This is a genomic window from Streptomyces roseolus, from assembly GCF_014649855.1.
Lineage (GTDB): Bacteria > Actinomycetota > Actinomycetes > Streptomycetales > Streptomycetaceae > Streptomyces > Streptomyces roseolus.
Genome location: NZ_BMTV01000005.1, coordinates 184408 through 210609, shown reverse-complemented (window position 1 = coordinate 210609; position 26202 = coordinate 184408). Strand labels below are relative to the sequence as shown.

Below are 26202 nucleotides of genomic sequence, written 5' to 3'. Positions count from 1 at the left end.
GCCGGAAGCGCGAGAAAATTTGCCGGTACGGCAAACGTGTCGTGCCCCGTGAAAAAGGGCGGCGCCGGGACGCGGGGGGCTGTTAGCCTCGACGTATGGGTGCGTTCCACTACTACTTCCTCTGATTCCGGGTACCGGCCCGGCCGCCGTCGCGGCCGTGGGCCGGCTTCGTGTGCCCTGATTCCGCGAACCCACCAGAGGAACACCCATGCGCGAGCGCGCTCAGCTCACCCTCCGTCACGTCGGCGTCGCCTTCGGCGACCGTCGTGTCCTCGACCAGGTCTCGTTCACCGTCCGCCCCGGCGAGAAGGCGGTCGTCGTCGGCGAGAACGGCTCCGGCAAGTCCACCCTGCTCCGGCTGCTCGACGGCGGCCTGTCCCCCGACGAGGGCGAGGTCCTCGTCCGCTTCCCGGGGGCCGTCGCCCGGCTCGCCCAGACCCTGCCGGAGACGTACCCCGTCGGCCCCGACGACACCGTCCAGGACGTCGTCGACCTCGCCCTGCGCGAACTGCGCGCGATGGAGGCGGAGCTGCGGGCCGCCGAGGAGCGGCTCGGAGAGGCGGGCGCCGAGGAGCTCGCCGCGTACGGGGAACTCCTCGAACGCTTCGAGGAGCGCGGCGGCTACCGCGCCGACGCCGAGGTCGCCGCCTCCCTCCAGGCCCTCGGCCTCGGCCACGTCACCGCCGACCGGCCGCTCGCCGGACTGTCCGGCGGCGAGCAGGCCCGGCTGGCGCTGGCCTGCGTGCTCTCCTCCGGCGCCGAGCTGCTGCTGCTCGACGAGCCGACCAACCACCTCGACCGCGACGCCGTCGACTGGGTGCGCGGGCGGCTCGCCGCGCACCGGGGCACCGCGCTGGTCGTCACCCACGACCGCTCCTTCCTCACCGGTTTCGCCACCACCGTCCTGGAGGTCGACCGGGACCGGCGGACCGTGCTGCGGTACGGGGACGGCTGGGCCGGCTACCGGGCCGCGAAGGCGGCCGAGCGGCGCCGCCTGGCGCAGGAGCACCAGGAGTGGCGGGAGGAGGTGGCCCGCACGGAGGAGCTGGTGGCGGCGGCCGGGCAGCGGCTGGCGGTGACCGGGAAGGATCCGCGCCAGGGCTTCGGCAAGCACCGCCGCTCCAGCGAGAACAAGCTCTCCGGGCAGGTGCGGACGGCCCGCCGCCGCCTTGAGGAGCTGCTGCGGGAGCCGGTGGCCGCGCCGCCCGAACCGCTGCGGTTCGGCGGGCGGTTCACCGGGGACGGGACGCTCGCCGACGTGCTGGTGGAGTGCGAGGGGGTCCGGGTCGGCGAGCGGCTCGCCGTGGACGGGGTGCGGATCGGGGCCGGCGAACGGGTGCTGGTCTCCGGGCCCAACGGGGCCGGGAAGACGACCCTGTTGCGACTGCTGGCCGGTGAACTCGCCCCGGAGGAGGGGGTGGTGCGGCGCACCGGCCGGGTCGGTTACCTCGCGCAGGAGCTGCCGCACTCCCCCACCCGGCGGACCGCCCTCGCGGTCTGGGCGGAGGGCAGGCCCGGGCCGCCCGAGGAGCACGCCCCGGAGCTGCTGGCCCTCGGACTGCTGCGCGAGGAGGACCTCGCCGTCCCCGTGGCCGCGCTCTCCGCGGGCCAGCGCCGGCGCCTCGAACTGGCGCTGCTGGTCTCCCGCCCCGCGGACCTGCTGATCCTGGACGAGCCCACGAACCACCTGGCGCCCGCCCTGGTGGAGGAGCTGGAGGAGGCGGTGGCCGCCTTCCCCGGCACGGTCGTCGCGGTCTCGCACGACCGTGAGTTCCGCGACCGCTTCGGCGGCCGCCGGCTGGAGCTGGCCGGGGGGCGGGTGGCGGTCCAGGAAGGGACGGGCTTGGCGTAGGAGGTCAGGCGGTACTCCGGGGCCGGGCGGGGACGGGCCTGGTCCGGGAGGGCCGCCAGGGCGGTCGCCAGGGAGTCCGTCGTCGCCCGGTCGCCGCGGAACCAGGAGGCGTAGTGGCCGGCCCGGAGCTTGCGGGCGGTGCCTTCCGGGGTGGCGCCCTGGCCGTGGCCGGTGAAGGCGGTCGCGCCCGCGGGGGCGAGGCCGTGCGCGGCGGCGAGGGCCTCGACGCGTCCGGCCCGGTCGCGGGCGGCGCCGGACGCGCGGTGCGGGCGCAGCAGGGCGTCGATGTCGCTGCCGACGTCGTGGGCGGCGTCCTTGTCGACGGTGACGGCGAGGACGCCGCCGGGGCGCAGCACCCGCGCGGCCTCGGCGACGATCTCCTCGGTGAACGGCACCAGGTGCAGCAGCCACACCGCGCTGACCGCGTCGAGGCTCGCGTCGGGGAACGGCAGACGGCGGGCGTCGGCGCGCAGGACCCGGCCGGGGAGGCGCCGTCCGGCGGCCAGGAGCATGGCGTGGGCGGCGTCGACGCCGAGGACTTCGAGGCCGGGCCGGGCGATCCGTTCGGTGACGAGCCCGGTGCCGCAGGCGAGGTCGAGGAGGGTGCGGGCGCCGGGCGGCACCAGGCGCAGCACGGCCGCGGCCGCCGCCTCCGCCCGGGGCACGCCGCCGCGGGTCTCGTCGTAGTGGGCCGCCTCGGTCTCGTAGTCGAGCAGGGTGTCCGCCATGGCGGCGATCGTACGGGGTGGCTTCCCCGGGTGACGTCGCGTCAGTCGGCGGCGTGGCCGGGGGCGAGGGCCTCGACGCGCTCGGCGAGCGCGAAGTCCTTCTCCGTGAGGGCGCCGCCGGCCGAGTGGGTGTGGACGGCGAGGGCGACCGTGTCGTAGCCGAGCGTCAGGTCCGAGTGGTGGTTCAGCTCCTGCTGGACCTGGGCGATGTGGACGACGAGGGCGGTGGCCGCGAAGTGGTCGGGGAGCCGGTAGGAGCGGACCAGGCGGGCGTCCTCGACGGACCAGCCGGGGAGCTCCCGCAGGCGGTCCTCGATCTCCTTCTGCGACAGCGGCTGCGTGGACACAGGGGTGCTCCCTCCGGTCGGTCGTGCGCGGGGCGGGGTTCGTGGTGCGGACGCTCCCCAGGCGTACGTACCCGGGTCGCCCCTCTGGGATACCGTCTGCGCATGACGACAGTGGTGAGCGACACGGGCGTCGGGCCGCTGCTGCGCGGCTGGCGCGAGCGGAGGCGGCTCAGCCAGCTGGAGCTGGCGCTGCGCGCGGACTCCTCGGCCCGGCACATCTCCTTCGTCGAGACGGGTCGTTCGCGGCCGAGCGAGGAGATGATCCTGCGGCTCGCGGAGCACCTGGACGTGCCGGTGCGGGACCGCAACGCGCTTCTCCTCGCGGCGGGTTACGCGCCCCGGTACGCGGAGTCGACGCTGGACGCGCCGGAGCTGGAGACGCTGCGGGAGGGGATCGCGCGGCTGCTCCGGGGGTACGAGCCGTATCCGGCGCTCGTGGTGGACGGGGCGTACACGGTGGTGGCGGCCAACCGGGCGATCGGGCTGATGCTCGGCGGGCTGCCGGAGCACCTGCTGACGCCTCCGATGAACGTCATGCGGATCACCCTGCACCCGGAGGGCCTGGCGCCCCGGATCCACAACCTGCGGGAGTGGCGGGCGCACCTGCTGGCCCAGATGGAGCGGCAGATCGCCTTCGCCCGCTCGGACGCGCTGCGCGCGGTGTACGAGGAGGTGAAGGCGTATCCGCTGCCGGAGCCGCGTCCGGAGGACGTGCCGGACCCGGAGCCGTACCCGTACTTCGCGCTGCCGCTGCGGATCGAGCACGACGGCCGGGTGCTGTCCTTCGTGTCGTCGATCTCGACCTTCAACACGCCGATGGACGTGACCGTCGCCGAGCTGGCCATCGAGACGCTGCTCCCGGCGGACCCGGCGACGGTGGAGCACCTGAAGTCGCTGGACTTCTGACGGTTCTTCAGTCGGTGGCGGCGCGCAGCGCGGTCCACTGGAGGAGGGCGAAGCCGGCGACGGTGCCGGCCTGCATCGGGGTCCAGACGAGTCCGGCGGTGGTGGGCTCCAGCCAGGCGACGAGGGCGACCACGCTGAGGGCGGCCCACAGCAGGTTGGCGTCGACGACGAGCTTCACGGCGGGCGCCGGGGGCTGCGGGCGGCTCGCGAGCCAGGCGACGCCGGCGGCGTACGCGGTGAGGAAGAGGCCGAGTCCGAGGAGCAGTCCGGCGTCCACGCCGAGGAGTTCGCCGAGCGGGCCGGAGGCGAGGACGTAGGCGAGGCCGTTGGCGCCGGTGACGACGGCGTCGAGGGCGAGGAAGCGGCGGAGCGCGGTGGTCGGCCGGGTGGTGCGGGCGAGACCGGCGAGCAGGGTCTGGGACATGGCGGATCACCCTCCAGAGGGGTCGTCCGGGGACGGGGGCCCGGCGCCCGGGCGGAGTGCGCCGCCCGGGTTCCGGTGCTTCAGAGCTTGCCGCCGGGGGCCGGTGCGGGTCGATTACCTGAGAGGTCATGCCGGGGCGCCGGGGCCCGGGGGGCCGCCCGGCCGTCGACGGCTCCGGCGCCGTGGTGGTGGCCGTGCGGGCGTCGGGGCCGTGATGCCCCGAGGGGTCCGGCCGCCGGGCGACCGGACCCCTCGGGAGCCGGTCGGTCAGCGGGCCGGGCGGTCCCGGCGCGGGCGCGGGCCGGGTGCTTCGGGGGCGGGTTCGGGGGCCGGCGCGGGGGCCGGTTCGGGCCGGGGGTCGGCGGACCGGTGGCCTCGGGCGGCCTCGGCGCGCAGCAGGGCCTGGAGGACGGCGTACGGATCGGTGGGCATGGGGTGCTCCTCGCGGACGCGGGGTGGGGGTGGGTGCTGCTGGAGGCGGGGCCTGTCAGCAGCGCAGCACCACCCGGCGGTGCGAGGACGGGCGGGGAGCGGGGACGGGGACGGGGGCGCCGCCGCGCGGCACGCGGCGGCGGCGCGGGCCCGGCGGCACGGCGGTCCGGATCCTCGTCCGGCGGCGCCGGGTACGACCGGGCAGACCCGCTTCGGCGGCCCCCGGCTCGTACGTCTCCCCCGCGGGGTCGGGCAGGGCGGGCGCCCCGGCCGGCCGGGGCTCGACGCCGGGTCCGGCGAGCGCCCCCGCCGCCCCGGGCGCGCAGAGCGCGGCGAGGACCGCGACCACGGCGAGGACGAGGAGCATCCCGCGGAGCGGGGCCGGCACCCGCCGGGCGCGCGCCGGGTGCCCCGCCGGGGCGGCGGGGGCGGCGGAGGGCCGGGGGGCGGGGCTCACGGTGATCCGTACTGCCCCGCCCGCGGGGGGCGCGCTCCGGGCGGGCGGGAGATCCGCCCTCCTGGGCTACGCCTCCGGGGCCGGATTCACCGCCTCGGCCGCACCGGCGGCCGTCGCGCGCCGGCGGCCGGCCATCCAGGCGTACACGAGGACGCCGGCGAAGAGGAAGAGGACGCCCTGGTAGACGGCGGCGTAGCCGGAGCCGGCGACGAGCCAGAGGGAGAAGCCGAAGGCGGCGAGGGCGAGGACCGCGTCGCGGACCAGCCGGGGCCGGTGGACGCGGTCGGCGCGGCCGGAGAGCAGGAAGTAGATCTGGGCGGCGGCGGAGAGCAGGTAGGGGACGGTCGCGGTGAAGGTGGTGACGAGGACCAGCATCTCGAAGACGCCGCTCGGACCGGCCGTGTAGTTGTACACGGTCAGGAGGGAGGCGAGGACGACGGTCACGAGGACGCCGGCGGTCGGCACCCCGCGCCGCTTCACGGTGAAGACCCGCGGGAAGAGGCCGTCGCGGGCGGCGGCGTACGGGGTCTGGGCGCTGAGCAGGGTCCAGCCGTTGAGGGCGCCGACCATGGAGACCAGGGCCATGCAGGCGACGGCGGCGCCGCCCCACGTGCCGCCGAACATGAGGTTGACGGAGTCGGCGAAGGGAGCGCTGGAGGCGACGAGCGCGTCGTGCGGGACGGTGCCGAAGACGGAGACCATGGTGAGCAGGTACAGCGCGGCGGCGGCGAGGGTGCCGAGGACGGTGGCGCGGCCGACGTTGCGGCGCGGGTCGCGGACCTCGCCGGCGCTGACGGTGGCGGACTCGACGCCGAGGTAGCTGAAGAGCAGGATCGCCGCGGAGGCGGAGACCGCGCCGAGCGCGCTCTCGTCGCCGGCCCGGAAGGGGCCGAGGTTGGCGCTGTCGAAGAAGAAGAACCCGCCGACGGCGACGAGCAGCAGCGGCACGAACTTGAGCACGGTGGCGACGAGCTGGACGGCGCCGACGTACCGGGTCCCGGCGAGGTTGGCGAGGGCCGGCAGCCACTGGATCAGCAGGGCGGCGCCGATGGTGGCGGCCTTCGACCCGTGGAGGGGCACGAGGACGTCGAGGTAGCCGACGGCGGCGACGGCGAGGGCCGCGTTGGAGACCCAGGCGGTGATCCAGTACGACCAGGCCGCCAGGAAGCCGGCGAAGTCTCCGAAGGCCTCGCGGGCGTAGACGTACGGGCCGCCGGTCGTCGGGTGGCGGTGGGCGAGCCGGCCGAAGACGAGGGCGAGGGCGAGCGCGCCGAGGGTGAGGACGCCGAAGGCGACCAGGCTGATGGTGCCGAAGGGGGCGACGGAGGCGGGCAGCAGGAAGATGCCGCCGCCGATGATGTTGCCCATGACCAGGGCCGTCGCGATCGGGAGGCCGAAGCGGCGGGCGTGCCGCCGGCCGGGGTCGCCGGTCCCGTCCGTGCCGTCCGTGCCGTCCGTGGGGAGCGTCGGGGCCTGCGGGGCCGTGGGGGCCGTGCTCATGGGGTGGTGCGCCTTCCGTCGTGCGGTTCCGGACAAGCCTCCGGAACCGGACCATGGTCGGGTACGGCGAACACCCGTCCAAATCAGTGGTTTTTGTCCGGCGGGACCGGCCACTCCACCGGAATAACTGATTCCGTTTCCATCCCGGACGGGGAAATCTCCGGGGCGTCCACCGGGTCCGCGGACGGACCGAGCGGCACCTGGGGCCCCTCGTCCTCGCGCAGCCAGCGCCGCAGCACCCGGTGCACCCGCTCGGCGCCCACCAGCTCCTCCCCCTCCGCGACCGGCGGCGACAGCTCCGGCGGCGAGAGCAGGAAGGGGTGCGACTGCGCGCCGCCCAGACCGCCGTGCGAGCCGATCTGCTCCTCGAAGGCGTGCACGGTGCCGGTCTCCGGGTCGTACACCGAGTTCACCATGACGTCGGCGACGTGCGGGAAGCCGTCGGTGCGCCGCACCGCGTCGGCCGCGCCCCGGCCGAAGCCCGCCAGCGGCCCCTCGCCGTCGGCCAGCTCGGCCACCGGCACCTCGACGCCGTCCGCCGCCAGCACCACCGAACCGTGCGCGGCGCTCGCCACCAGCAGGAACCCGATCCCCGGATGCTGCGCGAGGGTCCGCAGCAGCGCCGGATGACGCCGGTCGATCTCCTCCCGCGTCATCCGGTGCGGCACGTCGGGGAAGGAGACCAGGCCCAGATTGCCCGAGGCGAGGACGACCGGCTCGGACGGCCGGGCGGGCAGCTCCCGCTCCGCCTCCTCGCCCGTCTCCACCGGCCGGTGCAGGGCGCTGCGCAGCGCGTCCCGGGCGGCGTCCCCGGCCTCCGCGCCGCTGCGGGTCCGGCCGGCCCGGCGCGGCACCGGCAGCCCGCAGCTCGCCCGCACCAGGTCCTTCAGCGTCAGCCCGTACGCGCCCTCGAAGGTCTCCCCCGGGCTCTGCCCGTGGTCCGAGAGGAGCACGATCCGGTACGGCCGCGGGGCGTGCTCGGCGACCCGGGCGATCAGCCCGACGGCGCGGTCGAGGCGGCGCAGCACCTGGTCGGTGTCGCGGCCGCTCGGTCCCGAGTGGTGCGCCACCTCGTCGTACGCGACGAGGTCCGCGTAGACGGCGGTGCGGCCGGCGAGCATGTCGCCCATCACCGCCGCGACCACCACGTCCCGCTCGACGACGGTCGCGAAGGCGCGCACGAAGGGGTACGTGCCGCCGCGCCGGATCCGGGGCGTCTCGCGGCGCAGCCGGGCCCGGGTCGACTGGGCCACCTCGCGGACCACCTCGTTGACGAGGGAGCCGGCGGTACGGACCGCGTTGGCCGGATCGGAGAAGTACGCGAAGTAGCCGGCGCGCGAGCGGTTGCGGCGGCCCCGGCGCGCGGCGACCGTCAGGACCAGCGCCACCTGGTCGGCGCCGCCGCTGAACAGGTTGCCCCGGGAGGCGCCGTCCAGGCTGAGCAGCCCGCCGTCGCCGGTGCGGCGCACCGCCCGCCGCTGCAGCTCCACGGCGCTCGCCGGCCGGTTCGACACCATCAGCCGTCCGGTGTCCTTCTCGTACCAGCGGAAGGCCGGTACGTCCTCGTTGCTGCCGTGCAGGATGCCGAGCTGGCTGGCACCGGTCTGGCTCGACCAGTCCGTCCGCCACGGGGTGAGCCGGTACCCGGCCTCCAGCCACCCCGCCACCGTCGGCATCAGGCCGTCGTCGACGGCCCGCCGCAGCACCTCGTGCCCGACCCCGTCGAGCTGCAGGAAGACCGTGCCGGGCGCGGGCTCGGGGGCGGACCGGGGGTCGCGGGGACGGGTCCGGCCCGTCAGGCGGTACAGCCGGCGGCGGTAGGCGTCGTCGTCGCGCACGGCGAGCGCGGTCGACGTCGCGGACGCCACGGCGGACATCACGGCGGCGACGACGACGGCCGTCTCCGGGTCCGCCGCTCCGCGGCCGTCCGGGATCAGCCACAGCGCGACGAGCAGCAGCGAACCGTTCAGGAAGAACACGAGCAGACCGAGCACCAGGGCGGGCACCAGCAGCAGGGCGCGGACGACGAGCGGCCAGACGAGCGCGGTCAGCAGGCCGAAGGCGCCGGCGGCCCAGGCGGCGGTGAGGGCCGTACGGGTGAAGGTGTCACCGCCCGGCGACTGCAGCTGGAAGTCGGGCAGGAGCCCGGCGAGCGCGAGGAGGGTGACGGTCGACACCGCCCACACGCTGACCACCCTGACGGCGGCCCGCCCCGCCCCGCGCCATCGCCCGTACCCCACGCCACCCGACCTTCCGCCCAAACGTCTCCCCACCCTGACATACCCACACAGGGGACGACACAGCCGGGCACGGGCCCGACAGGGGGGCGGCGGAGGTCAGGTGCCGTCGTAGCCGGCGGTGGGCATGGAGAGGCGGCGGTGGACGGCCGCCTTCGCCGCGGAGTCGTACCGGGGCGGGGGCCCGTCCGCCGTCTCGACCCGTACCCCCCGCCGCGCGCACTCCGCGCGGAAGGCCGGCACCGAGGTCAGCGCCCGCGCCAGGACCCGCTCGTTCGCCGCGACGAAGACGTCGACCTCGCCGGACTCGACGTCGGCCCAGAGCGCGTCGTGGTCGGGGCGGACGCCGTAGCAGTGGAGCTCGCGCGCGAGGACGTACCCCCGTTCCACCGCCCAGCGGGCGCACACCGCGTGCTGGCCGCGCGTGTCGACGAGGAAGGGGTCGGAATCGAGTTCTTCGAGCGGGGTCAGGCTGGCGATCGCCGCGACCCGGACGTCGTTCATGGGCAGACCCTACTGCCCGGCGCAGCCGCACGGGAGGGTCGGCGGGCCTCTACCCTCGGGAGGGAGAGCGCGCGGGCGAGGGAAGGGCGGCATGCCGGTGGAGGTCACCTGGTGGGGGCACGCGACCTGCACGGTCGAGGACTCCGGGGTCCGGTTCCTCACCGACCCGCTGTTCGCCCGGCGGCTCGCGCACCTGCGGCGGCGCCGGGGCGCTCCGCCGCCGCCGGAGGCGGCGGTCGCGGAGGCCGTGCTCGTGTCGCACCTGCACTCCGACCACCTGCACCTGCCGTCGCTCGCGCGCCTCGCGCCGGGCACCCGGCTCCTGGTGCCGCGCGGCGCGCCGGAGGCCGTACCGGGGCTGCGGCGCCTCGCCGGGGCGGGGCTGCGGCTGACCGAGGTCGCGCCGGGCGACGAGGTGGCGGTGGAGGGCGTGACCGTGCGGGCGGTGCCGGCGCGGCACGACGGGCGGCGGCTGCCGTTCGGCCCGCACCGCTCCCCCGCGCTCGGGTACGTCGTCGAGGGCGAGGCGCGGACGTACTTCGCCGGGGACACCGGGCTGTTCGACGCGATGGCGGAGGAGGTCGGACCGGTGGACGTGGCACTCCTTCCGGTCGGCGGCTGGGGCCCGTACCTGGGGCAGGGGCATCTGGACGCGGGGCGGGCGGCGGAGGCACTGGCGGCGCTGTCTCCTGCGGCGGCGGTGCCGGTGCACTACGGGACGTACTGGCCGATCGGCCTGGACGGGGTGCGGCCGCACGAGTTCCACGCGCCGGGCGACGAGTTCGCGCGCCACGCGGCGCGCCTCGCGCCGAAGGTGGCGGTGCACCGGCCGGCGCACGGCGAGCGGGTGCGGCCGGAGGTCGCCCGGTGACGGGTGCCCTGCTGGCGGCGGTCCGCGATCTGCCGCCGGAGTCGACGCAGCAGGCGGTCGGCTATCCGTCGCTGTTCCTCCTGGTGGCGCTGGGCGCGCTGGTGCCGGTGGTGCCGACGGGCGCGATCGTCAGCTCCGCGGCGGTGGTCGCCTTCCACCAGGCGTCGCCGTTCTCGCTGCTCGTCGTCTTCTTGCTGGCCTCGGCCGCCGCCTTCCTCGGCGACCTGGCCCTCTACTGGCTGGGGCAGCGCGGGGTGCGGTCGCGGAACGGTTCGCGCCGGCTGGCCGCCCTGCGCGCCCGGGTGACGGCGGACCGGCTCGCGCAGGCGCAGGAGCGGCTCGACACCCATCAGGTGTCGGTCCTGGTCCTGTCCCGGCTGGTCCCGGCCGGCCGCGTCCCGGTCATGCTGGCGTGCCTGCTGGCCCGGATGCCGCTGCGCCGCTTCGCCCGTGGCGACGCGGCGGCGTGTCTGGCGTGGGCGGCGACGTACCAGCTCATCGGCGTCCTCGGCGGTTCCCTCTTCCCGGAGCCCTGGCAGGGCGTGGTCGCCGCGGTCGGCCTGACCGTGCTGATCAGCGCGGTTCCGGCGGTGTGGCGGCGGCTGCGGGGCGACGGCCGGCGGGGGGACGGCGAGCGGCCGGGCGGGCTACGGCACGAGGACGCGTGAGCCGCCGACCGGGAGGGTCCACAGGTCGTCGGCGGGCAGGCCGGCGTGCGCCCAGGCGGCGCGGACCCGGGTGAGGGGTTCGAGGACGGGCTCGGAGGAGAGCACGAAGGTGGCCCAGTGCATGGGGGCCATCCGGCGGGCGCCCAGGTCCTGGAGGGCGCGGACGGCCTCCTCGGGGTCGGTGTGGACGTCGCGGAGCCACCAGCGGGGGGCGTAGGCGCCGATGGGGAGGAGGGCGAGGTCGATGCCGGGGTGGCGGCGGCCGATCTCGGCGAACCAGTGGCCGTATCCGGTGTCCCCGGCGAAGTGGACGCGGCGCCCGGCGGGGTCGGTGAGCACCCAGCCGCCCCACAGGGAGCGGCAGGTGTCCAGGAGGGTGCGCTTGGACCAGTGGTGGGCGGGGACGAAGTCGAAGCGCACGCCGTCGAGTTCGGCCGCCTCCCACCAGTCGAGCTCGGTGACCCGGGTGAAGCCGCGGCGGACGAACCAGCGGCCGAGGCCGGCGGGGACGAGGACCGGGGTGGCGCGCGGGAGGCGCCGGAGGGTGGGGGCGTCGAGGTGGTCGAAGTGGTTGTGGCTGATGACGACGGCGTCGACCGGCGGCAGGTCCTCCCAGCGGACGCCGACCGGGGTGAGCCGGGCGGGCGTGCCGAGGATCCGGCGGGACCAGACGGGGTCGGTGAGGACGGTGAGGCCGCCGATCCGGAGGACCCAGCTGGCGTGCCCGGCCCAGGTGACGGCGACCGTGGACGGCCCGGCGGGCGGCAGCGGCCCGGGCTCGAAGGGCAGCAGCGGAGCGTCCCGCAGGCCCTCGGGACGGGGCCGTACGGCCCCTTCGCGGGCGAGCCGCGCGAGCGCCCGCACACCGGGCAGCGGGGCGGTCAGCCGGTCGGCGAAACTGCGGGGCCAGTCCGTCCGCAACCGCCCGAGCGGCTGGAGCACGGAGGTGGGGAGCGCGGGGGCGCCGGCCGGACGTGGGGGCCCGGCGGGCGCGGCCGGGCCCCGGGGGTCGGCGGGCGCGGCCGGGTGCGGGGCCTGGGTGGCCGGGGCGGGGCGGGCCGTCCGTTCGGTCATCTGCGGGCTCCGTTCTGCGCGGCGGGGTGGGCCAGGTCGTCGAGGACGGCGGTGAGGGCGGCCAGGGCCCGTGCCGTCTGGGGCAGTCGTTCGGGCGTGCGGGAGGCGAGGGTCTCGGCGCGTTCGGGCGGGGTGGCGCCGAGCAGCGGGCCGGTGTCGAGGCGGACGCGCAGGGCGACGGGTTCGTCGCCGAAGCGGTGGCCTCCGGGGACGGGGGTGCCGAGCCGGTCGGTGAGGTACTGCTCCAGTTCCAGGGAGTCGGCGACGCCCCGGGCGGCGAGTCCGGCGCGGAGCGGTCCGAGGTCGGCGTAGAGGTGCCGGCCGGCCTGCGGGGGCCGGGCGAGGCCGCCGGCGGCGAGGACGGCCCGGTGTGCGGCGGCGGCAAGCCGGCCGTGGACGGCGGCGGCGCGCAGGGCCGGGACGAGGACGTCCTCGGGTTCGTCGAGGGCGTGGGCGGCGGCGGGCGCGACGGGGGCGGGGAGGACGGCGCCGAGGGCGGTGAGGACGTCGAGCGCGCGGGCGCGGGGATCGCCGTACCGGTCGGCGCGGTCGGGACCGGCGGGCGGGAAGCGGGCGACGGCGCAGGGCCAGGAGGCGGGAACGAGTCCGCCGCCGGCGAGGTCGGCGAGGACGGTGACGTCGTCGGGGCACATCTCGGCGGGGCTGACCAGGACGGTGTCGCGGGGGTGGTGGAGGGTGTCGCGCCAGGTCTCGTCGCTGATGACGTGGAGGCCCTCGGCGACGGCGGCCTCGCAGCTCTCGCGGACGAGTTCGGGCGGGGGGACGGTGGCGGTCGGGTCGTCGGCGACGGAGAGCAGCAGCACCCGGGGATCGCCGCCCTCGGCGCGGACCCGGCGGACGGTCTCCAGGAGGGCGTACGGGTCGGGGACGCCGCCGGCCTCGGCGGTGGTGGGCACGTGGTACGCGGGCCGGCCGAGGAGCCGGATCTGCGGGGCCCACCAGGCGGGGCAGGGCCGGGGCAGCAGCACGTCGCCGCCGTGCGCGGCGAGGAGGGCGAGGAGCAGGGCGGGGGCGCCGGGGGCGGCGAGGGCGTCCTCGGCGTGGCCGCGCAGGCCGCGGCGCCACCAGTAGCCGGCGGCCGCCTCCCGCAGGACGGGTCCGCCGCCGGGCGGTTCGGGGTCGGTCCGGCCGGCGGCGGCCGCGAGGAGGGCGGCGAGCCCCGGGGGGACGGGCCGGCCGCTCCCGGGCACGGGGGGTCCGTAGCGCACCGGGCCGCGGCCTTCCGGAGCCGTCTCCCGCATGTCCCGTACCTCCTGAGCGCGCGGGGCGCCGGGAACGGCGTCCCCGTGCCCTTTATACGGAGGTTCGCCCGGACCCGCCCGTTCAGGCGACGGTGATCGGGTGACGGACGACGGCGTCGAAGAGGTAGCCCTGGGTGTTGTGGACGGCGGTGGCGGGCTGGACGTTCCCGGCGGCGTCGGCGGTGCGGGAGAGGAGGGTGGCGGGCCCGGTGGCCGTGGGCCGCCAGGGCAGCGACCAGCGGACCCAGGCGCCGCGCCGGGGGCCGTCGTGGAGGCGGGCGGGGCGCCAGGTGCCGCCGCCGTCGGTGGAGACGTCGACGGAGCGGACGGGCGCGTGCGCGGACCAGGCGCGGCCCGTGAGCCGGTGGACCCCGCCCGCCTCCAGGGTGGCGCCGAAGGGCAGCTGGAAGCCGGATTTGAGGGTCTGGCGGGTGATCGGGGCGCTCCCGCCGGCCGGGTGGGGCTCCCCGAAGAGGCGGTACCAGTCGGTGGACCAGGGGCTGGCGAGGGGACGGGTGGCGACCTCGATGTCGCCGAGCCACTTGATCGAGGCGATGCCGACCCAGTGCGGCACGATGAGCCGGACGGGGTGCCCGTGGTCGTACGGGAGGGGCTCGCCGTTCATCTCGTACGCGAGGATCACGTCGTCCAGCGCCTTGGCGACCGGCAGCGGGCGGCGGACCCGGCCGTGGTCGGTGCCGCCGGAGACGTACGGGTCGTCCAGGCCGCGCGGCAGCAGGTCGACGGCGTCGTGGGCGAGTCCGGCGCGGCGCAGCACCTCGGCGAGGCGGACGCCGCGCCAGCGGGCGGCTCCGACGGCGCCGAGCGTCCAGGGGGTGCCGGAGACGGGCTGCCCCTGCTGGGTGGCGTAGAGGCTGCGGCCGTTGCCGGCGCATTCGACGAGGGCCGTCCGGGTGACGGAGGGCAGGTCGCGGAGCTGTCCGTAGGTGAAGTGGACGGGGGCGCGGCCGTGGAGTCCGTCGCCCCAGAGGGTGAGGCGCCAGTCGGCGGCGTCGAGGACGGGGGTGGAGGTGTGGTTGCGGACGAAGAAGCGGTCGGCGGGGGTGAGGGACCCGGTGTCGCCGAAGGCGTCGAACCGGGCCTCCGCGTTGGTTCCGCGCACGGTGAAGTACGCGTCGGGCAGTGACTTGACGATGCCGGGCGCGGCGGAGGCGACGGAGGCGGCTGCCGGGGCGGCGGGGGCGCCGAGTGCGACGGCGGCGGCCGGGGTGGCGGCGAGGGCCTTCAGGAGCGTTCGGCGGGCGGGCGCGGACGGGTGCGGCACGGGACTCCTCGGCACGGTCACGGGTCGGTCCGCCGGACGGCGGCGGGCCGATCGTAGGCGCGTGCGGGGCGCTCGGGCCGGGGTGGCGGAGGCCTGTTCACGAGGCTGTCACGAGAACGGCCGGAAAGACGCGGCGGCGGCCCGGTCTCCCCCACGGTCCGGGCCGCCCCGCGCGGTACGCGCCCCCGTTGCGCGTCCCCCCGCACGGAACGATATAGAAGTCGCTTCTAGAAACCAACTTCAATTCATCCGCTCCCCGTCACGACCTGGCGGGAACCCCTCCGAACTCCCCTCCTGCCAGCGAGCGTTCACGGCCCGCCCCCCTCGATTCTGTCCGCATCGCAAGACAGCAGTCTCACCATGCGGTGATCAGCCGTACGGTGGACCCACCACCCACACCGAGGGAGACGGTTCCATGACGCAGCAGCCCGTCGTCTACACCCATGGCCACCACGAGTCGGTCCTCCGTTCCCACACCTGGCGCACGGCCGCCAACTCGGCGGCCTACCTGCTGGGCGAACTGCGCCCGGGGCTCGACCTGCTGGACGTCGGCTGCGGGCCCGGCACGATCACCGCCGACCTGGCCGCGCTGGTCGCCCCGGGGCGGGTGACCGCCGTCGACACCTCCGAGGAGGTCCTCGCGAAGGCGCGCGCGACGGCGGCCGAACGGGGCCTGGAGAACGTGGAGTTCGCGGTGGCGGACGTCCAGGCCCTGGACTTCCCCGACGACTCCTTCGACGTCGTCCACGCCCACCAGGTGCTCCAGCACGTGGGCGATCCGGTGGGCGCGCTGCGCGAGATGCGCCGCGTCTGCCGGCCCGGCGGGATCGTCGCGGCCCGCGACAGCGACTACGGCGCGTTCGCCTGGTACCCCGAACGGCCGGTGCTGGACGGCTGGCTGGAGCTCTACCACCGGGTGGCGCGCGCCAACGGCGGCGAACCGGACGCCGGGCGGCGGCTGTTCGCCTGGGCCCGGAGCGCCGGATTCACCGACGTCGCCGTGACGACGACCGCCTGGACCTTCGCCACCCCGGAGGAGCGGGCCTGGTGGAGCGGGCTGTGGGCGGACCGCACCACCGCCTCCTCCTACGCGGACCTGGCGGTCGAGGGCGGCCACGCCACCCGGGCCGAGCTGGCGGAGATCGCCGCGGCCTGGCGCGAGTGGGGCACCCGGGAGGACGCCTCCTTCATGGTGCCGCACGGAGAGGTCCTCTGCCGCGTCTCCTGAACCGGGCGGTCCCGCCGTTTATTGGCGCGCGCCCGGCCCCGGCCCCTGCCTAGGGTGGAGGGCCGTCCGCCGCCGGGGCGGGCGCCGGGAGCGCCACGGGAGTACGAGAGATGGGCACGCCACACACCTACCGGGTCATCGTGCGGGGGACCTTCGACGGGCTGACGCCGGAGAGCCGGGAGCGGCTGCTCGCCGGGGTGGAGGAGCACGGCCTGGCCGCGATGCGGTTCACCGAGGAGGGCTCGCTCACCTACGACCGGGCGCTGAAGCACTTCTCGTACCGGCTGGTCGTCACCTCGGACGCCGAGGACGGCGACGAGATGGCCGGGGCGCTCGCCGAGGAGCGGGTGGAGGCCGCGCTGGCCGCGCTCGGCCACGGCTACCGGGGGCTGAAGTCCACGGTGACCGACCTCGACACGATGAAGATCAACCGCAAGGGTCGGTGATCGCCCAGCGCTCGTGGTCCCGCCAGGCGCCGTCGATGAACAGCATCGCGGGCGAGAAGCCCTCCAGGCGGAAGCCGGCCCGGCGGACCAGGGCGCGCGAAGGGGCGTTGCCCGGCTGGATGTTGGCCTCCAGACGGTGCAGTCCCATCGACCCGAAGGCGTGGGACAGGAGGAGGCCGAGGGCCTCTCCCATCAGGCCGCGCCCGGCGGCGTGCGCGAAGGCGCCGTAGCCGAGGGCGCCGCTGCGGAAGGCGCCGCGGACGATGTTGTTGACGGTGAGGAAGCCGGCGATGCGGCCCGCCTCCCCGTGCTCACAGACGAGGAAGCCGGCCCTGGCCGGCTCCTCGATGAGCGCGCCCGCGTACGCGGCGTAGTGCTCGGCCGTCCGGGGCGGGAACAGCCACGGCCGGTGCAGTGCGACGCTCTCCTCGGCCCGGGCGGTGAACTCCTCGGCGTCGTCGAGCGTGAACGGCCGCAGGCCCACGCGGGGCCCGGCCGTGAGGAACCGGTCGAGTTCGTCGGGCATGCGCCCAGGCTAACCCGGCCCGCGCGCGGGACTTCGGAGCCGTACGCGACCGGCCGCCGTACGGGACCCGCCACGAACACCCCGGTGCCGTACGCCCGGGTGCCGTACAGCCCGGTGCCGTACAGCCGGGTCCCGTACGCCCCGCCACGAACGATCCGGTGCCGTACAACCCGGTGCCGTGCGACCAAGTGCCGTGCGCCCGGGTGCCCACCCCCTCCTTCCGGTGTCCGGACGCCCCGCGGCCGCGCGCGCCCGCTCAGCGGCGGGCCGCCGTCACGCGGACCGGGCAGGGTTCGCCCTTGCGCAGGACGCCGATGACCACCGTCGTGCGGCGGTCGAGGCCCGTACCGGCGGAGGGGTACTGGGTGCAGACCCGCCAGCGCGGGGGCCACAGGACCCGCCGGTCCCGGCCGCTCGCGTCGTGGACGTCGAGCCGGGTGCGGTGGTCCAGGCGGGTGAAGACCCGCCACAGGCCCCCGCCCCGGAAGTCCGGCATCGGCGGCCACGCGCGGGCCGACGCCCGCCGGGCCCGCCGGGTGTCGGCGTCTCCCGCCGCCCCGGCCGCCACGGCCGCGAGGGCCAGCGCCGCGCCCGCCCCGATCAGTGCGCCGCGCTTCACCGGCCCCTCCGGGCCGCGTACCAGCCGCAGGCCGCGCCGAGCAGCGCGGTCGCCAGGAGGGCGAGGTAGAGCGGCATCGTCACCTCGGGGACGAGCAGCCGGATCTTGACGTCGCGGGTGTTCTCGAAGATGAAGACGAGCAGGAGGACCGCGACGACCGCCATCCCGATCCGTCCGGGGGTGAGGGCGCCGAACCTGTCACCTCTCCGCGTGCCCGCCGTGTCCTTGGGACTCATGCCCGCCGCCTCCTCCGTCGTCCGTCCCGGGCGTACCCGTGGGACCAGAATGGGGGGACCGGCACGTCGAGGGGGCGGTCGACGACGCCGTCCGGGTGACTTGTCAGACAACCAGGACCGTTACGGTGGTGGGGACCGGGCGCGGGACGAGACGGTACGAGGAGGGGCCTTGACGGCCAGCGGGCACCGGCGGCGACCTGTGGTGGCGCTCTACGAGCGGATCGCGGACGCCGTCCACGACGGCACCTATCCGCCCGGCTCCACCCTCCCCTCCGAGCCGAAGCTCGCCGCCGAGCTGGGGGTGAGCCGGCCCGCGCTGCGCGAGGCGCTGCTGCTGCTCCAGGAGGACGGGCTGCTGACCGTGCGCCGGGGCGTGGGCCGGACCGTGAACGCGCGGCCGCCGCGCCGGGGCTTCGAGCAGGTCCAGCCGCTGGAGGAGCTGATCGGCGGCGGCACCGGGCCGCGCGTGCGGGCCCTGCTGCGCACGGTGGAGGAGCCCACCGACTTCACCACCCAGCACCTGCTGGCCCCGGCCCGCGCCGAGCTGCGGTTCTGGGAGTCGGTGCTCGGCGGCGAGGCCGGGCCCGCGGCGCTCTGCCACGAGTGGGCCGCCGACGACGAGGTCCTGGACCGCGTCCACCCGGCCTTCGCCGCCGCCCTGCGGGAGTGCGGGTCCGCGCCGGCGGCGGGCCCCGCCGTGTCGATGCTGTCGGTCCTGCTCGGCGCCTCCCGCGAGGTCGCCCTGCACGCCCACAGCGGGATCACCGCCACCCTGCTCGGGCGGCGCCGCGGCGAGCAGCTGGGCCGCCCCGCCGACACCGCCGCCGTCCTGGTCACCCAGGTCGTACGGGTCGGGGACACCCCCGTCCTGGCCGCCAAGCACATGCTCCCCACGGGCGCGCCCGCCCTGCCGGTCCTCCAGTCCCACTGAGCCCCGCCCCGCCGCCCGGCACCCCGCCCCGGCGGGCCCGCCCGACCGCCCGGCGCTCCGTCCCGGCGGGCCCGGTCGGGTGCGGAACGCCCGCCCTCGGAGCCGTACGGAATCGTTCCTCCGGCATCCGCGTCCCCGCCGGGCGCGTCATGACGTACACTTCCCGGCCATGCACTTGTCTGACAACCCTGCCACGCCTGCCCGGCCCGCCGTCTCCGACTGGATCCGCCGCGCCCCGAAGGCCGTCCTCCACGACCACCTCGACGGCGGGCTCCGTCCCGCCACCATCGTCGAGCTGGCCGAGGAGTGCGGCTACACCGCGCTGCCGACCGAGGACCCGGCCGCGCTCGCGGTCTGGTTCCGGGAGGCCGCCGACTCCGGCTCGCTGGAGCGCTACCTGGAGACCTTCGCCCACACCTGCGCGGTCATGCAGACCCGTGAGGCGCTGGTCAGGATCGCCGCCGAGTGCGCCGAGGACCTGGCGGCGGACGGGGTCGTCTACGCCGAGGTGCGGTACGCCCCCGAACAGCACCTGGAGGCCGGCCTCACCCTCGACGAGGTCGTCGAGGCCGTCAACGACGGCTTCCGCGAGGGCGAGCGCAGGACCGGCGGCCGGATCACCGTCCGCGCCCTGCTCACCGGCATGCGGCACACCGACCGCTCCCTGGAGATCGCCGAGCTGACCGTCGCCCACCGCGACAACGGCGTCGCCGGGTTCGACATCGCCGGCGGCGAGATCGGCAACCCGCCGACCCGCCACCTGGCCGCCTTCCAGCACCTGAAGCGGGAGAACTGCCACTTCACCATCCACGCCGGCGAGGCCGTCGGCGCGGAGTCGATCCACGAGGCCGTACAGGTCTGCGGCACCGAGCGGATCGGCCACGGCGTGCGGATCACCGACGACATAGCGGAGGACGGCACGCTCGGCCGGCTCGCCGCCTACGTCCGCGACAACCGGATCGCCCTGGAGGTCTGCCCGACCTCCAACCTCCAGACCGGCGCGGCCGAGGACTACCGCTCGCACCCGATCGACGAGCTGCGCCGGCTCGGGTTCAGGATCACCCTGAACACCGACAACCGGCTGGTCTCCGGCACCACCATGAGCGAGGAGTTCCAGCACATGGCGGACGCCTTCGGATACGGCCCCGAGGTCTTCGAGGAGTTCACGGTCGCCGCCCTGGAGGCCGCGTTCCTGCCGCTGCCCGAGCGCGAGCGCCTGATCGAGGAGCTCGTGCGCCCGGGGTACGCGGCGCTCTGACGGGCCGGCCGCGCGGAGGGAGGGCGGCGGTCGCCGCCCTCCCCGGTGGAAGAATGGCGGCCATGACAGCTGCTGAGGAGTTCAGGCCCGAGTCGGAACGGATCACGCGCACCCTGCGCGACCAGATCATCGACGGGACCCGGGCCCCCGGCAGCCGGCTGGTGGAGCGGGAGATCGCGGCCGAGCTGGACGTGAGCCGGCTGCCGGTCCGCGACGCCCTGCGCGACCTGGTCAACGAGGGTCTGGTGACGCCCCGGCCGCGCACCTGGGCGGTGGTCCGCGAGTTCACCGCCTCCGACATCGCCGACCTCGTCGAGGTGCGCTCCGCCCTGGAGATCCTCGCCTTCCGGCTCGCCGCCCAGCGCCGCACCCGCGCGGGCCTCGCCAAGCTGCGCGCGGTCCTCGACGCCGAGCAGGCGGCGGCGGCCCGCGGCGACGGCGCGGAGGCGCGGCGGGCCGCGGCGGACTTCCACGAGACGGTCACCGAGCTCGCCGACAACGCCCTGCTCGACGAGTTGGAGGGCACCCTGCGCAGCCGGATGCGGTGGCTGCTCGGCCAGCACGACGACTTCGCCGTCGTGGCCGAGGAGCACGAGGAGCTGTTCCGCGCGATCGAGGCGCGGGACGTCGATCGCGTCGAGGAGCTGGCGCTGCGCCACCTGGAGACCAGCCAGAGCAAGGCGACCGAACACCGGCGCAGGCTGGCGGCGGAGTAGCCGGCCCGGCCGTCTCCGCCGCCCGGCACCCGGTTCCCACGGCGCCCCCGTCCCCCGTCCGGGGCGGGGGCGCCCGGCCGTGTGCCGGGGCGGTGGTCAGAGCAGGGCGGGTACGTCGAGGGCGAGCGTGCCCGCGTCGGCGTCGAGGACGGCCGGGACGCCGAGCGGCACGGTCGGCGCGGCGGGGTCGTGGCCGAAGCCCAGCCGCTCCACGACCGGCACGCCCAGGCCGCCGAGCCGGTCGGCGAGGAGCGCGCGGACCTCCTCGTACGGGCCGCACTCCTCCCAGGAGCCGAGGGCGATCCCGGCGACGCCGTCGAGCCAGCCGGAGCGGAGCAGTTGGGTGAGGATCCGGTCGAGGCGGTACGGCTCCTCCCCCACGTCCTCCAGGAGGAGCAGTCCGCCGCGGGCGGAGGGCCGGGCGTGCGGGGTGCCGAGGTCGGCGGCGAGCAGGCTGGCGCAGCCGCCGAGGGTGACGCCGGCGGCCCGGCCGGGCACCAGCGCGGTCCCCGTCGCCGGGGTCCGTACCGTCTCGGGCGCGAAGAGGGTGGCCCGCAGGGACTCCCGGGTGCGCGGCTCGCCGAGGAAGGCGGCGGTCGCGATCATCGGGCCGTGCAGGGTGGCGAATCCGGCGCGGACGGCGAAGGCCTCGTGGAGGACGGTGACGTCGCTGTAGCCGATGAAGGGCTTGGGACCGGCCGCGCGGATCGCCGGCCAGTCCACCAGGTCGACCATCCGCTGGGCGCCGTAGCCGCCGCGCGCGCAGACGACGGCGGCGACGGAGGGGTCGGTGTACGCCTCCGTGAGGTCGCGGGCCCGGGCCTGGTCGGCGCCCGCGAGGTGGCCGAGGGCCGGGTGGGCGTCGAGGACGTGCGGGGCGACCACCGGTTCGAGGTCCCAGCCGCGCAGCAGGTCGAGGCCGGTGCGGAGCCGCTCCTCGGGGACGGGGCCGCTGGGGGCGACGACGGCGATCCGGTCGCCGGGGCGCAGTCGGCCGGGCCGGGCGAGCGCGGGAACGCCGGCCGGGGCGGCGGCTCCGGAGGGCGGGATGCCGGGTCCGGGGGCGGGGGCCGTCATGTGCGCAGCTCCAGGGCCGGGACGTCGGGCCGCTCGAAGCCGAAGACGCGCGCGTAGAGGGCGAGTTCGGCCTCCAGGGCGCGGATCATGGTGTCGGCGTGCCGGAAGCCGTGGCCCTCGCCGGGGAAGGCGAGGTAGGCGTGCGGGACGCCCCGGCCGGCGGCGCGGGCGAGGAACCGCTCGGCCTGGGCGGGCGGGCAGATGACGTCGTCGAGCCCCTGGAGGAGCAGGAAGGGGGCGGTGATCCGGTCGACGTGCTCGATCGGGGAGCGCTCCGCGTACCGCTCCGGCACCTCGTCGAGGCGGCCGATGAGGCCGTCCAGGTAGCGGGACTCGAAGTCGTGGGTCTCGTCGGACCAGCCCGTCAGGTCGAGGACGGGGTAGATGATCGTGCCGCAGGCGTAGACGTCGGTGCGGACGAGGGAGGCGGCGCTGGTCCAGCCTCCGGCGCTGCCGCCGCGGATCGCGAGCCGGGCGGGGTCGGCGGTGCCCTCGGCGGCGAGGGCGGTGGCGACGGCGGCGCAGTCCTCGACGTCGACGACCCCCCACTCGCCGCGCAGCCGCTCGCGGTAGGCACGGCCGTAGCCGGTGGAGCCGCCGTAGTTGACCTCGGCGACGCCGATGCCCCGGGAGGTGAAGTAGGCGGTCTCCAGGTCGAGGACGAGGGCGGAGTGGCCGGTGGGGCCGCCGTGGGCGCGGATGACGTAGGGCGGGAGCTCGCCGGCGGGTCCGCCGGCGGTGGGATGGCGCGGCGGGTGGACGTGCGCGTGGATGTCGCGGCCGCCGGGCCCGGTGAAGGTGCGGACGACGGGCTCGGGGTAGTGGGCGGGGTCGACCCGGTCGGTGTGCGGGGAGCCGATGACCCGGGTGCGTCCGGTGCGGGTGTCGAGCTCGACGACCTCGTGGCGGCGGTGGGCCGCGGCGGCGACGCCGAGGACCCGGGTGCCGTGGACGGCGAGGGTGGCGGTCCAGACGGTCCAGGGCCCGGGGGCGTCGACGAGGGTGCCGGTGTCGGGGTCGAGGATGCCGAGGACGGCGTCGCCCCGGCCGTGGAGGACGGCGACGGGCCCGGTCTCCAGGGCCTTGAACCAGGTGAGCCCGGTCTGCCAGAGGGGCCCGGCGAACTCCTCCTCGCGGGGACAGAGCGCGGTGACCGGGCCGAGGGTGCCGTCGGCGGCGACCTCGGCCCGGTAGAGGTTCCACCAGCCGCTGCGGTCGCCGGCGAAGAGCAGCCGGCCCGCCGCGTCCCAGTCGGCCTGGGGCACCGACTCCTCCGGTCCGCCGGCGACGGTCCTGGCGCCGGCGAGGGTGCCGTCGGCGGTGATCTCGGCGAGGACGGCCTCCGTGCCGTCCCACGGCATCCGGGGGTGGTCCCAGCCGAGCCAGACGGCCCGTCGCCCGTCGGGCGAGATCCGGGGCCCGGTGACGAAGTGGTGGCGTCCGTCGGAGAGCTCGCGGACGGCGGCCCGGTCGTCGGCGGCGGAACCGTCGAGCGGGACGGCGGCGAGGACCCGGCGGACGTCGGTGGGTGCGGGGCCGGTGAACTCCTCCAGGACGCACCAGACCTCGCCGCGCTCGGGCACGAGCACCGGGTCGGTCCAGCGCAGCCCGCCGCCGAGCCCGGAGACGGGGGTGAGCGGCCGGGGCTCCGCGCCCGGCCCGGCGTCGGGCTCGTGGGCGTACAGCCGCTGGTCGGGGAAGTGGCCGAAGACCACGAGGGGCCCGCCGGCGGGCCGTTCGGCGGCGGCCCAGGGGCGGCCGCCGTACTCGAGGACGCGGTTGCGGACGTTCCACGGCGCGGGGAGCAGGGTCTCCTCGGTGCCGTCGGCGCGCCGCCGGACGAGGGTCCGGCGGCCGCCTTCGGCGGGCCGGGGCGCGGTCCACCACACCTCGTCGCCGACGGCGGCCACGTGGTCGGGCCGTCCGTCGTCGGCGGCCGCGAGCGCGGCGGTGACGGGCGACGGCCAGCTGCCGTGGGCGGCCGTGTTCTGCATCCTCGAATCCCCCCGGGGTTCCGGTCCGGTCGCACGCGGACGTCGGTGTCCGCGCGGTCTGCGGAGCGCTGTGCGGTCCGCGGAGCGCTACGCGGTCTTCAGGTAGTGGTCGAGCACCCGCACGCCGAAGTGCAGGGCGTCGACGGGGACGCGTTCGTCGACGCCGTGGAAGAGCGCGCCGTAGTCCAGGCCCGGGGGCAGCTTCAGCGGCGAGAAGCCGTAGCCGGTGATGCCGAGCCGGGAGAACTGCTTGGCGTCGGTGCCGCCGGACATGGTGAAGGGCAGGGCGTGCCCGTCCGGGTCGAAGCGCTCGACGGCGGCCCGCAGCTTGGCGAAGGTCGGGGAGTCGACGGGTGCTTCGAGGGGCACCTCGCGGTGGTGGAACTCCCACGCGACGTCCGGCCCGGTGAGCAGGTCCATGGTGGCCGCGAACTCGTCCTCGGTGCCGGGCAGCACGCGCCCGTCGACGTAGGCGACGGCCTGGCCCGGGATGACGTTGCACTTGTACCCGGCCTGGAGCATCGTCGGGTTGGCGCTGTTGCGGACGGTGGCCTCGACGAGGGCGGCGGCCGGCCCCAGCTTGTCGAGCAGGAGCGGCACGTCGGACTCCGGGTCCCCGGTGTCGGCTTCGACGCCGTGCAGCGCGGCCAGTTCGGCGAGGGCGGCGCGGACGGTGGCGGTGAGCCGCACCGGCCACGTGTGGGCGCCGATGCGGGCGACGGCGGCGGCGAGGCGGGTGACCGCGTTCGCCTCGTTGACCTTGGAGCCGTGGCCGGCCCGGCCGCGGGCGGTGAGCCTGAGCCAGGCGGTGCCCCGCTCCCCGGCCCCGATGGGGTAGAGCGTCATGCCGGGGTGCGGGTGGAAGCTGAAGGCGCCGGACTCGCTGATGCCCTCGGTGCAGCCCTCGAAGAGCGCGGCGTGCCGGTCGGCGAGGAAGCCGGAGCCGTCCTCGGCGCTGTCCTCCTCGTCGGCGGTGTAGGCGAGGACGATGTCGCGGCGCGGCCGGATCCCCTGGCGGGCCCAGGAGCGGGCGACGGCGAGGACCATCGCGTCCATGTTCTTCATGTCGACGGCGCCGCGCCCCCAGACGACGTCGTCGCGGACCTCCCCGGAGAAGGGGTGGACGGTCCACTCGGCCGGGTCGGCGGGCACGACGTCGAGGTGGCCGTGGACGAGGAGCGCGGGTGCGGTGGGGTCGGTGCCGGGAATGCGGGCGACCACGTTGGTCCGGCCGGGGGTGCGCTCCAGGAGGGTCGGTTCGATCCCCGCGTCGGCGAGCCGTTCGGCGACGTACTCGGCGGCGGGGCGCTCGCGGCAGTCGCCGCCGCCGCGGTTGGTGGTGTCGACGCGGATGAGGTCCGAGGTGAAGGCGACGACCTCGTCGAGCGCCTTCGCGTCGGGCCCCGCGAGGGACGACGCGTTGTCGGGGGACGTGCTGTCGGGGGACGTGCTGCTAGCCATACTGCTCCTCCACGGCGGCCGAGACGATCGTCGTGACCGCCTTGAACGTGCGGATCGCCTCGTACATCGTCGCGCTGGTGTAGGCGACGCGCCGCTCACCGCTGCGCGCCACGCCGGGAACCACCGTGGCGGCGGCGCCCAGGTGCTCGGCGTCGAACTCCACCTGGACGGTGTGCGGCCCGGCGTGCGCGGGCTCGTGACGGACGGCCAGGGCTGCGGCCTCACGGGCCGCGGCCCGGATGTCGGCGGCGGTGCGGGCCGGCGTCCGGCACACGGCCGCGTACCGCGAGACGTGGTCCTTGACGGCGACCTTGAGCGCCTCGGGGGCGTAGTCGAGGGCGTCCTCGCAGGTCAGGTCGTCGCCGGTGACGAGGACGACGGGGACGCCGTACTCGGCGACCACGTGCGCGTTGAGCACCCCCTCGCTCGCGCGGAGGCCGTTGAGCCAGACGCCGGTGATCGAGTTGGCGAGGTAGGTGTGGGCGAGGACGCCCTCGGCGCCGGCGCCCGTGTGGTAGCCGACGAACGCGATCCCGTCGACGTCACCGTGCTGGACGCCCTCGACCATCGACAGCGCCTTGTGCCGGCCGGTGAGCATCTGGACGCGGTCGTCGAGCCGCTCCAGGAGCAGGTTCCGCATCGTCCAGTGCGCCTCGTTCACCAGCACCTCGTCGGCGCCGCCGTCGAAGAAGCCGAGCGCCGCCGCGTTCACGTCCGAGGTGAACAGGGGCCGGCAGCGCTCCCACTGGGGCGTGCCGGGCAGCACGTCGGCCGGCCAGGTGACGCCGGTGGCGCCCTCCATGTCGGCGCTGATGAGGATCTTCATGGGGGGAACCGTACGCTCCGCCCGTCGGCCGTACCACCCCTGTGGACAACCGTCGTTGGAGTGGACCAATGGTGCTGCCGCGACGGCGGTACCGGCACGTCAGGGCCGTGCGGCGAGGGTCCGCGGATCCGTTTCGGACATGCGGCGCAGCGCGTCGGCGGCCCGTTCCACGGGCGGTCTGCCGCCGTCGGGAAGGTGCCACCGGAACTGGCGCGGGTGTCGAGCAGGAGGTGGGTGACGGTGTCGCGCGCCTCGTTGTACGGCATCCTACGCGGCGGGCGGGCCGCGTCGGGGAGGGGATGGCCGCCCCGGGGCGGCGGGCTGCCGGGTGTGGCGT

Annotated in this window: 26 protein-coding genes and 1 pseudogene; 9 read left to right on the top strand and 18 right to left on the bottom strand. The window is 76.4% G+C overall.

From position 1 onward, the window contains the following. The first annotated feature begins 208 nt into the window (after nt 1-208). Complete coding sequence (locus tag IE245_RS36780; protein ID WP_229851132.1) at nt 209-1852, top strand: ABC-F family ATP-binding cassette domain-containing protein; 1644 nt, start codon at nt 209-211, stop codon at nt 1850-1852. On the opposite strand, the pseudogene IE245_RS36775 reads toward IE245_RS36780, so the two are convergent. Together IE245_RS36775 and IE245_RS08005 are read right to left on the bottom strand one after the other, a co-directional pair. Then, nucleotides 1843-2568: pseudogene (locus IE245_RS36775) on the bottom strand (class I SAM-dependent methyltransferase); the annotation flags it as partial. The gene IE245_RS36780 and the pseudogene IE245_RS36775 sit on opposite strands and share 10 nt — an antisense overlap. A gap of 53 nt (nt 2569-2621) precedes the next feature. Then, nucleotides 2622-2927, bottom strand: a complete 306-nt coding sequence (locus IE245_RS08005) for a 4a-hydroxytetrahydrobiopterin dehydratase (RefSeq protein ID WP_189946050.1) — start codon at nt 2925-2927, stop codon at nt 2622-2624. A gap of 102 nt (nt 2928-3029) precedes the next feature. Between IE245_RS08005 and IE245_RS08000 the strand changes: the two genes are divergently transcribed. Beyond that, on the top strand, nt 3030-3833 hold the full coding sequence (locus tag IE245_RS08000) for a helix-turn-helix domain-containing protein (protein ID WP_189946049.1): 804 nt from the start codon (nt 3030-3032) through the stop codon (nt 3831-3833). A gap of 7 nt (nt 3834-3840) precedes the next feature. Here IE245_RS08000 and IE245_RS07995 read toward each other — a convergent pair whose 3' ends face one another. The 6 genes from IE245_RS07995 to IE245_RS07970 form a co-directional block, all read right to left on the bottom strand. Then, on the bottom strand, nt 3841-4257 hold the full coding sequence (locus IE245_RS07995; protein ID WP_189946048.1) for a hypothetical protein: 417 nt from the start codon (nt 4255-4257) through the stop codon (nt 3841-3843). A gap of 267 nt (nt 4258-4524) precedes the next feature. Then, on the bottom strand, nt 4525-4689 hold the full coding sequence (locus tag IE245_RS07990) for a hypothetical protein (RefSeq protein WP_189946047.1): 165 nt from the start codon (nt 4687-4689) through the stop codon (nt 4525-4527). Between the two features lie 55 nt (nt 4690-4744). Beyond that, nucleotides 4745-5146 (bottom strand): hypothetical protein, encoded by a 402-nt coding sequence (locus IE245_RS07985; protein ID WP_189946046.1) that lies wholly within the window; start codon nt 5144-5146, stop codon nt 4745-4747. A gap of 66 nt (nt 5147-5212) precedes the next feature. Next, nucleotides 5213-6646: an amino acid permease gene (locus tag IE245_RS07980; RefSeq protein ID WP_189946045.1), complete on the bottom strand. Its 1434-nt coding sequence runs from the start codon at nt 6644-6646 to the stop codon at nt 5213-5215. 83 nt (nt 6647-6729) lie between these two features. Further along, a complete protein-coding gene (locus tag IE245_RS07975) occupies nt 6730-8886 on the bottom strand; it encodes a phage holin family protein (protein WP_189946044.1) in 2157 nt (718 codons plus the stop codon). A gap of 96 nt (nt 8887-8982) precedes the next feature. Continuing rightward, a complete protein-coding gene (locus IE245_RS07970) occupies nt 8983-9387 on the bottom strand; it encodes a recombinase family protein (RefSeq protein ID WP_189946043.1) in 405 nt (134 codons plus the stop codon). A 91-nt stretch (nt 9388-9478) separates the two neighbouring features. Here IE245_RS07970 and IE245_RS07965 point away from each other — a divergent pair, with 91 nt between their 5' ends. Further along, nucleotides 9479-10258: an MBL fold metallo-hydrolase gene (locus IE245_RS07965; protein ID WP_189946042.1), complete on the top strand. Its 780-nt coding sequence runs from the start codon at nt 9479-9481 to the stop codon at nt 10256-10258. Further along, nucleotides 10255-10926, top strand: coding sequence for a DedA family protein (locus IE245_RS07960; RefSeq protein WP_189946041.1), 672 nt, complete (start codon nt 10255-10257; stop codon nt 10924-10926). The genes IE245_RS07965 and IE245_RS07960 overlap by 4 nt, the downstream gene beginning before the upstream one ends. Here IE245_RS07960 and IE245_RS07955 read toward each other — a convergent pair. The 3 genes from IE245_RS07955 to IE245_RS07945 form a co-directional block, all read right to left on the bottom strand. Next, nucleotides 10906-12000, bottom strand: a complete 1095-nt coding sequence (locus IE245_RS07955; protein WP_189946040.1) for an MBL fold metallo-hydrolase — start codon at nt 11998-12000, stop codon at nt 10906-10908. The genes IE245_RS07960 and IE245_RS07955 overlap by 21 nt on opposite strands. Continuing rightward, the gene (locus IE245_RS07950) at nt 11997-13262 is read right to left on the bottom strand and encodes an aminotransferase class I/II-fold pyridoxal phosphate-dependent enzyme (protein WP_189946039.1); all 1266 of its coding nucleotides are present in this window, start codon (nt 13260-13262) and stop codon (nt 11997-11999) included. The genes IE245_RS07955 and IE245_RS07950 overlap by 4 nt, the downstream gene beginning before the upstream one ends. Before the next feature lie 82 nt (nt 13263-13344). Beyond that, complete coding sequence (locus IE245_RS07945) at nt 13345-14547, bottom strand: sulfite oxidase (RefSeq protein WP_189946038.1); 1203 nt, start codon at nt 14545-14547, stop codon at nt 13345-13347. A 415-nt stretch (nt 14548-14962) separates the two neighbouring features. On the opposite strand from IE245_RS07945, the gene IE245_RS07940 reads away from it, so the two are divergent. Both IE245_RS07940 and IE245_RS07935 read left to right on the top strand, forming a co-directional pair. Beyond that, nucleotides 14963-15775, top strand: coding sequence for a methyltransferase domain-containing protein (locus IE245_RS07940; protein WP_189946037.1), 813 nt, complete (start codon nt 14963-14965; stop codon nt 15773-15775). Between the two features lie 110 nt (nt 15776-15885). Then, complete coding sequence (locus IE245_RS07935) at nt 15886-16221, top strand: DUF6204 family protein (RefSeq protein WP_189946036.1); 336 nt, start codon at nt 15886-15888, stop codon at nt 16219-16221. Here IE245_RS07935 and IE245_RS07930 read toward each other — a convergent pair. The 3 genes from IE245_RS07930 to IE245_RS07920 all read right to left on the bottom strand — a co-directional run bounded on the left by IE245_RS07930 (nt 16202) and on the right by IE245_RS07920 (nt 17602). Then, a complete protein-coding gene (locus tag IE245_RS07930) occupies nt 16202-16747 on the bottom strand; it encodes a GNAT family N-acetyltransferase (protein WP_189946035.1) in 546 nt (181 codons plus the stop codon). The two genes, IE245_RS07935 and IE245_RS07930, sit on opposite strands and share 20 nt — an antisense overlap. Before the next feature lie 256 nt (nt 16748-17003). Next, entirely contained in the window at nt 17004-17366 is a 363-nt protein-coding gene (locus IE245_RS07925; RefSeq protein ID WP_189946034.1) for a hypothetical protein, read from the bottom strand. Continuing rightward, a complete protein-coding gene (locus tag IE245_RS07920; RefSeq protein ID WP_189946033.1) occupies nt 17363-17602 on the bottom strand; it encodes a lipopolysaccharide assembly protein LapA domain-containing protein in 240 nt (79 codons plus the stop codon). Before IE245_RS07920 ends, IE245_RS07925 begins: the two co-directional genes overlap by 4 nt. A 169-nt stretch (nt 17603-17771) precedes the next feature. On the opposite strand from IE245_RS07920, the gene IE245_RS07915 reads away from it, so the two are divergent. The 3 genes from IE245_RS07915 to IE245_RS07905 all read left to right on the top strand — a co-directional run bounded on the left by IE245_RS07915 (nt 17772) and on the right by IE245_RS07905 (nt 20507). After that, the gene (locus IE245_RS07915) at nt 17772-18533 is read left to right on the top strand and encodes a GntR family transcriptional regulator (RefSeq protein ID WP_189946032.1); all 762 of its coding nucleotides are present in this window, start codon (nt 17772-17774) and stop codon (nt 18531-18533) included. Between the two features lie 169 nt (nt 18534-18702). Next, complete coding sequence (locus IE245_RS07910) at nt 18703-19791, top strand: adenosine deaminase (RefSeq protein ID WP_189946031.1); 1089 nt, start codon at nt 18703-18705, stop codon at nt 19789-19791. A gap of 62 nt (nt 19792-19853) precedes the next feature. Beyond that, the gene (locus IE245_RS07905; RefSeq protein WP_189946030.1) at nt 19854-20507 is read left to right on the top strand and encodes a GntR family transcriptional regulator; all 654 of its coding nucleotides are present in this window, start codon (nt 19854-19856) and stop codon (nt 20505-20507) included. A 96-nt stretch (nt 20508-20603) separates the two neighbouring features. Here IE245_RS07905 and IE245_RS07900 read toward each other — a convergent pair whose 3' ends face one another. The 4 genes from IE245_RS07900 to IE245_RS07885 form a co-directional block, all read right to left on the bottom strand. Then, the gene (locus IE245_RS07900; RefSeq protein WP_189946029.1) at nt 20604-21584 is read right to left on the bottom strand and encodes a S66 peptidase family protein; all 981 of its coding nucleotides are present in this window, start codon (nt 21582-21584) and stop codon (nt 20604-20606) included. Continuing rightward, nucleotides 21581-23578, bottom strand: coding sequence for a S9 family peptidase (locus IE245_RS07895; RefSeq protein ID WP_189946028.1), 1998 nt, complete (start codon nt 23576-23578; stop codon nt 21581-21583). The genes IE245_RS07900 and IE245_RS07895 overlap by 4 nt, the downstream gene beginning before the upstream one ends. 87 nt (nt 23579-23665) lie before the next feature. After that, nucleotides 23666-25039 carry a M20/M25/M40 family metallo-hydrolase gene (locus IE245_RS07890; protein WP_189946027.1) on the bottom strand — a complete coding sequence of 458 codons (1374 nt, stop codon included), beginning with the start codon at nt 25037-25039 and terminating at the stop codon, nt 23666-23668. Beyond that, entirely contained in the window at nt 25032-25865 is an 834-nt protein-coding gene (locus tag IE245_RS07885) for a M55 family metallopeptidase (RefSeq protein WP_189946026.1), read from the bottom strand. Before IE245_RS07885 ends, IE245_RS07890 begins: the two co-directional genes overlap by 8 nt. Nucleotides 25866-26202 lie beyond the last annotated feature (337 nt).

Excerpts from the sequence above, each read along its gene's own strand:
- IE245_RS36780 (WP_229851132.1), top strand. The coding sequence starts at position 209 with ATGCGCGAGCGCGCTCAGCTCACCCTCCGTCACGTCGGCGTCGCCTTC.
- IE245_RS08000 (WP_189946049.1), top strand. The coding sequence starts at position 3,030 with ATGACGACAGTGGTGAGCGACACGGGCGTCGGGCCGCTGCTGCGCGGC.
- IE245_RS07995 (WP_189946048.1), bottom strand. The coding sequence starts at position 4,257 with ATGTCCCAGACCCTGCTCGCCGGTCTCGCCCGCACCACCCGGCCGACC.
- IE245_RS07990 (WP_189946047.1), bottom strand. The coding sequence starts at position 4,689 with ATGCCCACCGATCCGTACGCCGTCCTCCAGGCCCTGCTGCGCGCCGAG.
- IE245_RS07980 (WP_189946045.1), bottom strand. The coding sequence starts at position 6,646 with ATGAGCACGGCCCCCACGGCCCCGCAGGCCCCGACGCTCCCCACGGAC.
- IE245_RS07970 (WP_189946043.1), bottom strand. The coding sequence starts at position 9,387 with ATGAACGACGTCCGGGTCGCGGCGATCGCCAGCCTGACCCCGCTCGAA.
- IE245_RS07965 (WP_189946042.1), top strand. The coding sequence starts at position 9,479 with ATGCCGGTGGAGGTCACCTGGTGGGGGCACGCGACCTGCACGGTCGAG.
- IE245_RS07955 (WP_189946040.1), bottom strand. The coding sequence starts at position 12,000 with ATGACCGAACGGACGGCCCGCCCCGCCCCGGCCACCCAGGCCCCGCAC.
- IE245_RS07950 (WP_189946039.1), bottom strand. The coding sequence starts at position 13,262 with ATGCGGGAGACGGCTCCGGAAGGCCGCGGCCCGGTGCGCTACGGACCC.
- IE245_RS07940 (WP_189946037.1), top strand. The coding sequence starts at position 14,963 with ATGACGCAGCAGCCCGTCGTCTACACCCATGGCCACCACGAGTCGGTC.
- IE245_RS07935 (WP_189946036.1), top strand. The coding sequence starts at position 15,886 with ATGGGCACGCCACACACCTACCGGGTCATCGTGCGGGGGACCTTCGAC.
- IE245_RS07930 (WP_189946035.1), bottom strand. The coding sequence starts at position 16,747 with ATGCCCGACGAACTCGACCGGTTCCTCACGGCCGGGCCCCGCGTGGGC.
- IE245_RS07920 (WP_189946033.1), bottom strand. The coding sequence starts at position 17,602 with ATGAGTCCCAAGGACACGGCGGGCACGCGGAGAGGTGACAGGTTCGGC.
- IE245_RS07910 (WP_189946031.1), top strand. The coding sequence starts at position 18,703 with ATGCACTTGTCTGACAACCCTGCCACGCCTGCCCGGCCCGCCGTCTCC.
- IE245_RS07905 (WP_189946030.1), top strand. The coding sequence starts at position 19,854 with ATGACAGCTGCTGAGGAGTTCAGGCCCGAGTCGGAACGGATCACGCGC.
- IE245_RS07900 (WP_189946029.1), bottom strand. The coding sequence starts at position 21,584 with ATGACGGCCCCCGCCCCCGGACCCGGCATCCCGCCCTCCGGAGCCGCC.
- IE245_RS07895 (WP_189946028.1), bottom strand. The coding sequence starts at position 23,578 with ATGCAGAACACGGCCGCCCACGGCAGCTGGCCGTCGCCCGTCACCGCC.
- IE245_RS07890 (WP_189946027.1), bottom strand. The coding sequence starts at position 25,039 with ATGGCTAGCAGCACGTCCCCCGACAGCACGTCCCCCGACAACGCGTCG.
- IE245_RS07885 (WP_189946026.1), bottom strand. The coding sequence starts at position 25,865 with ATGAAGATCCTCATCAGCGCCGACATGGAGGGCGCCACCGGCGTCACC.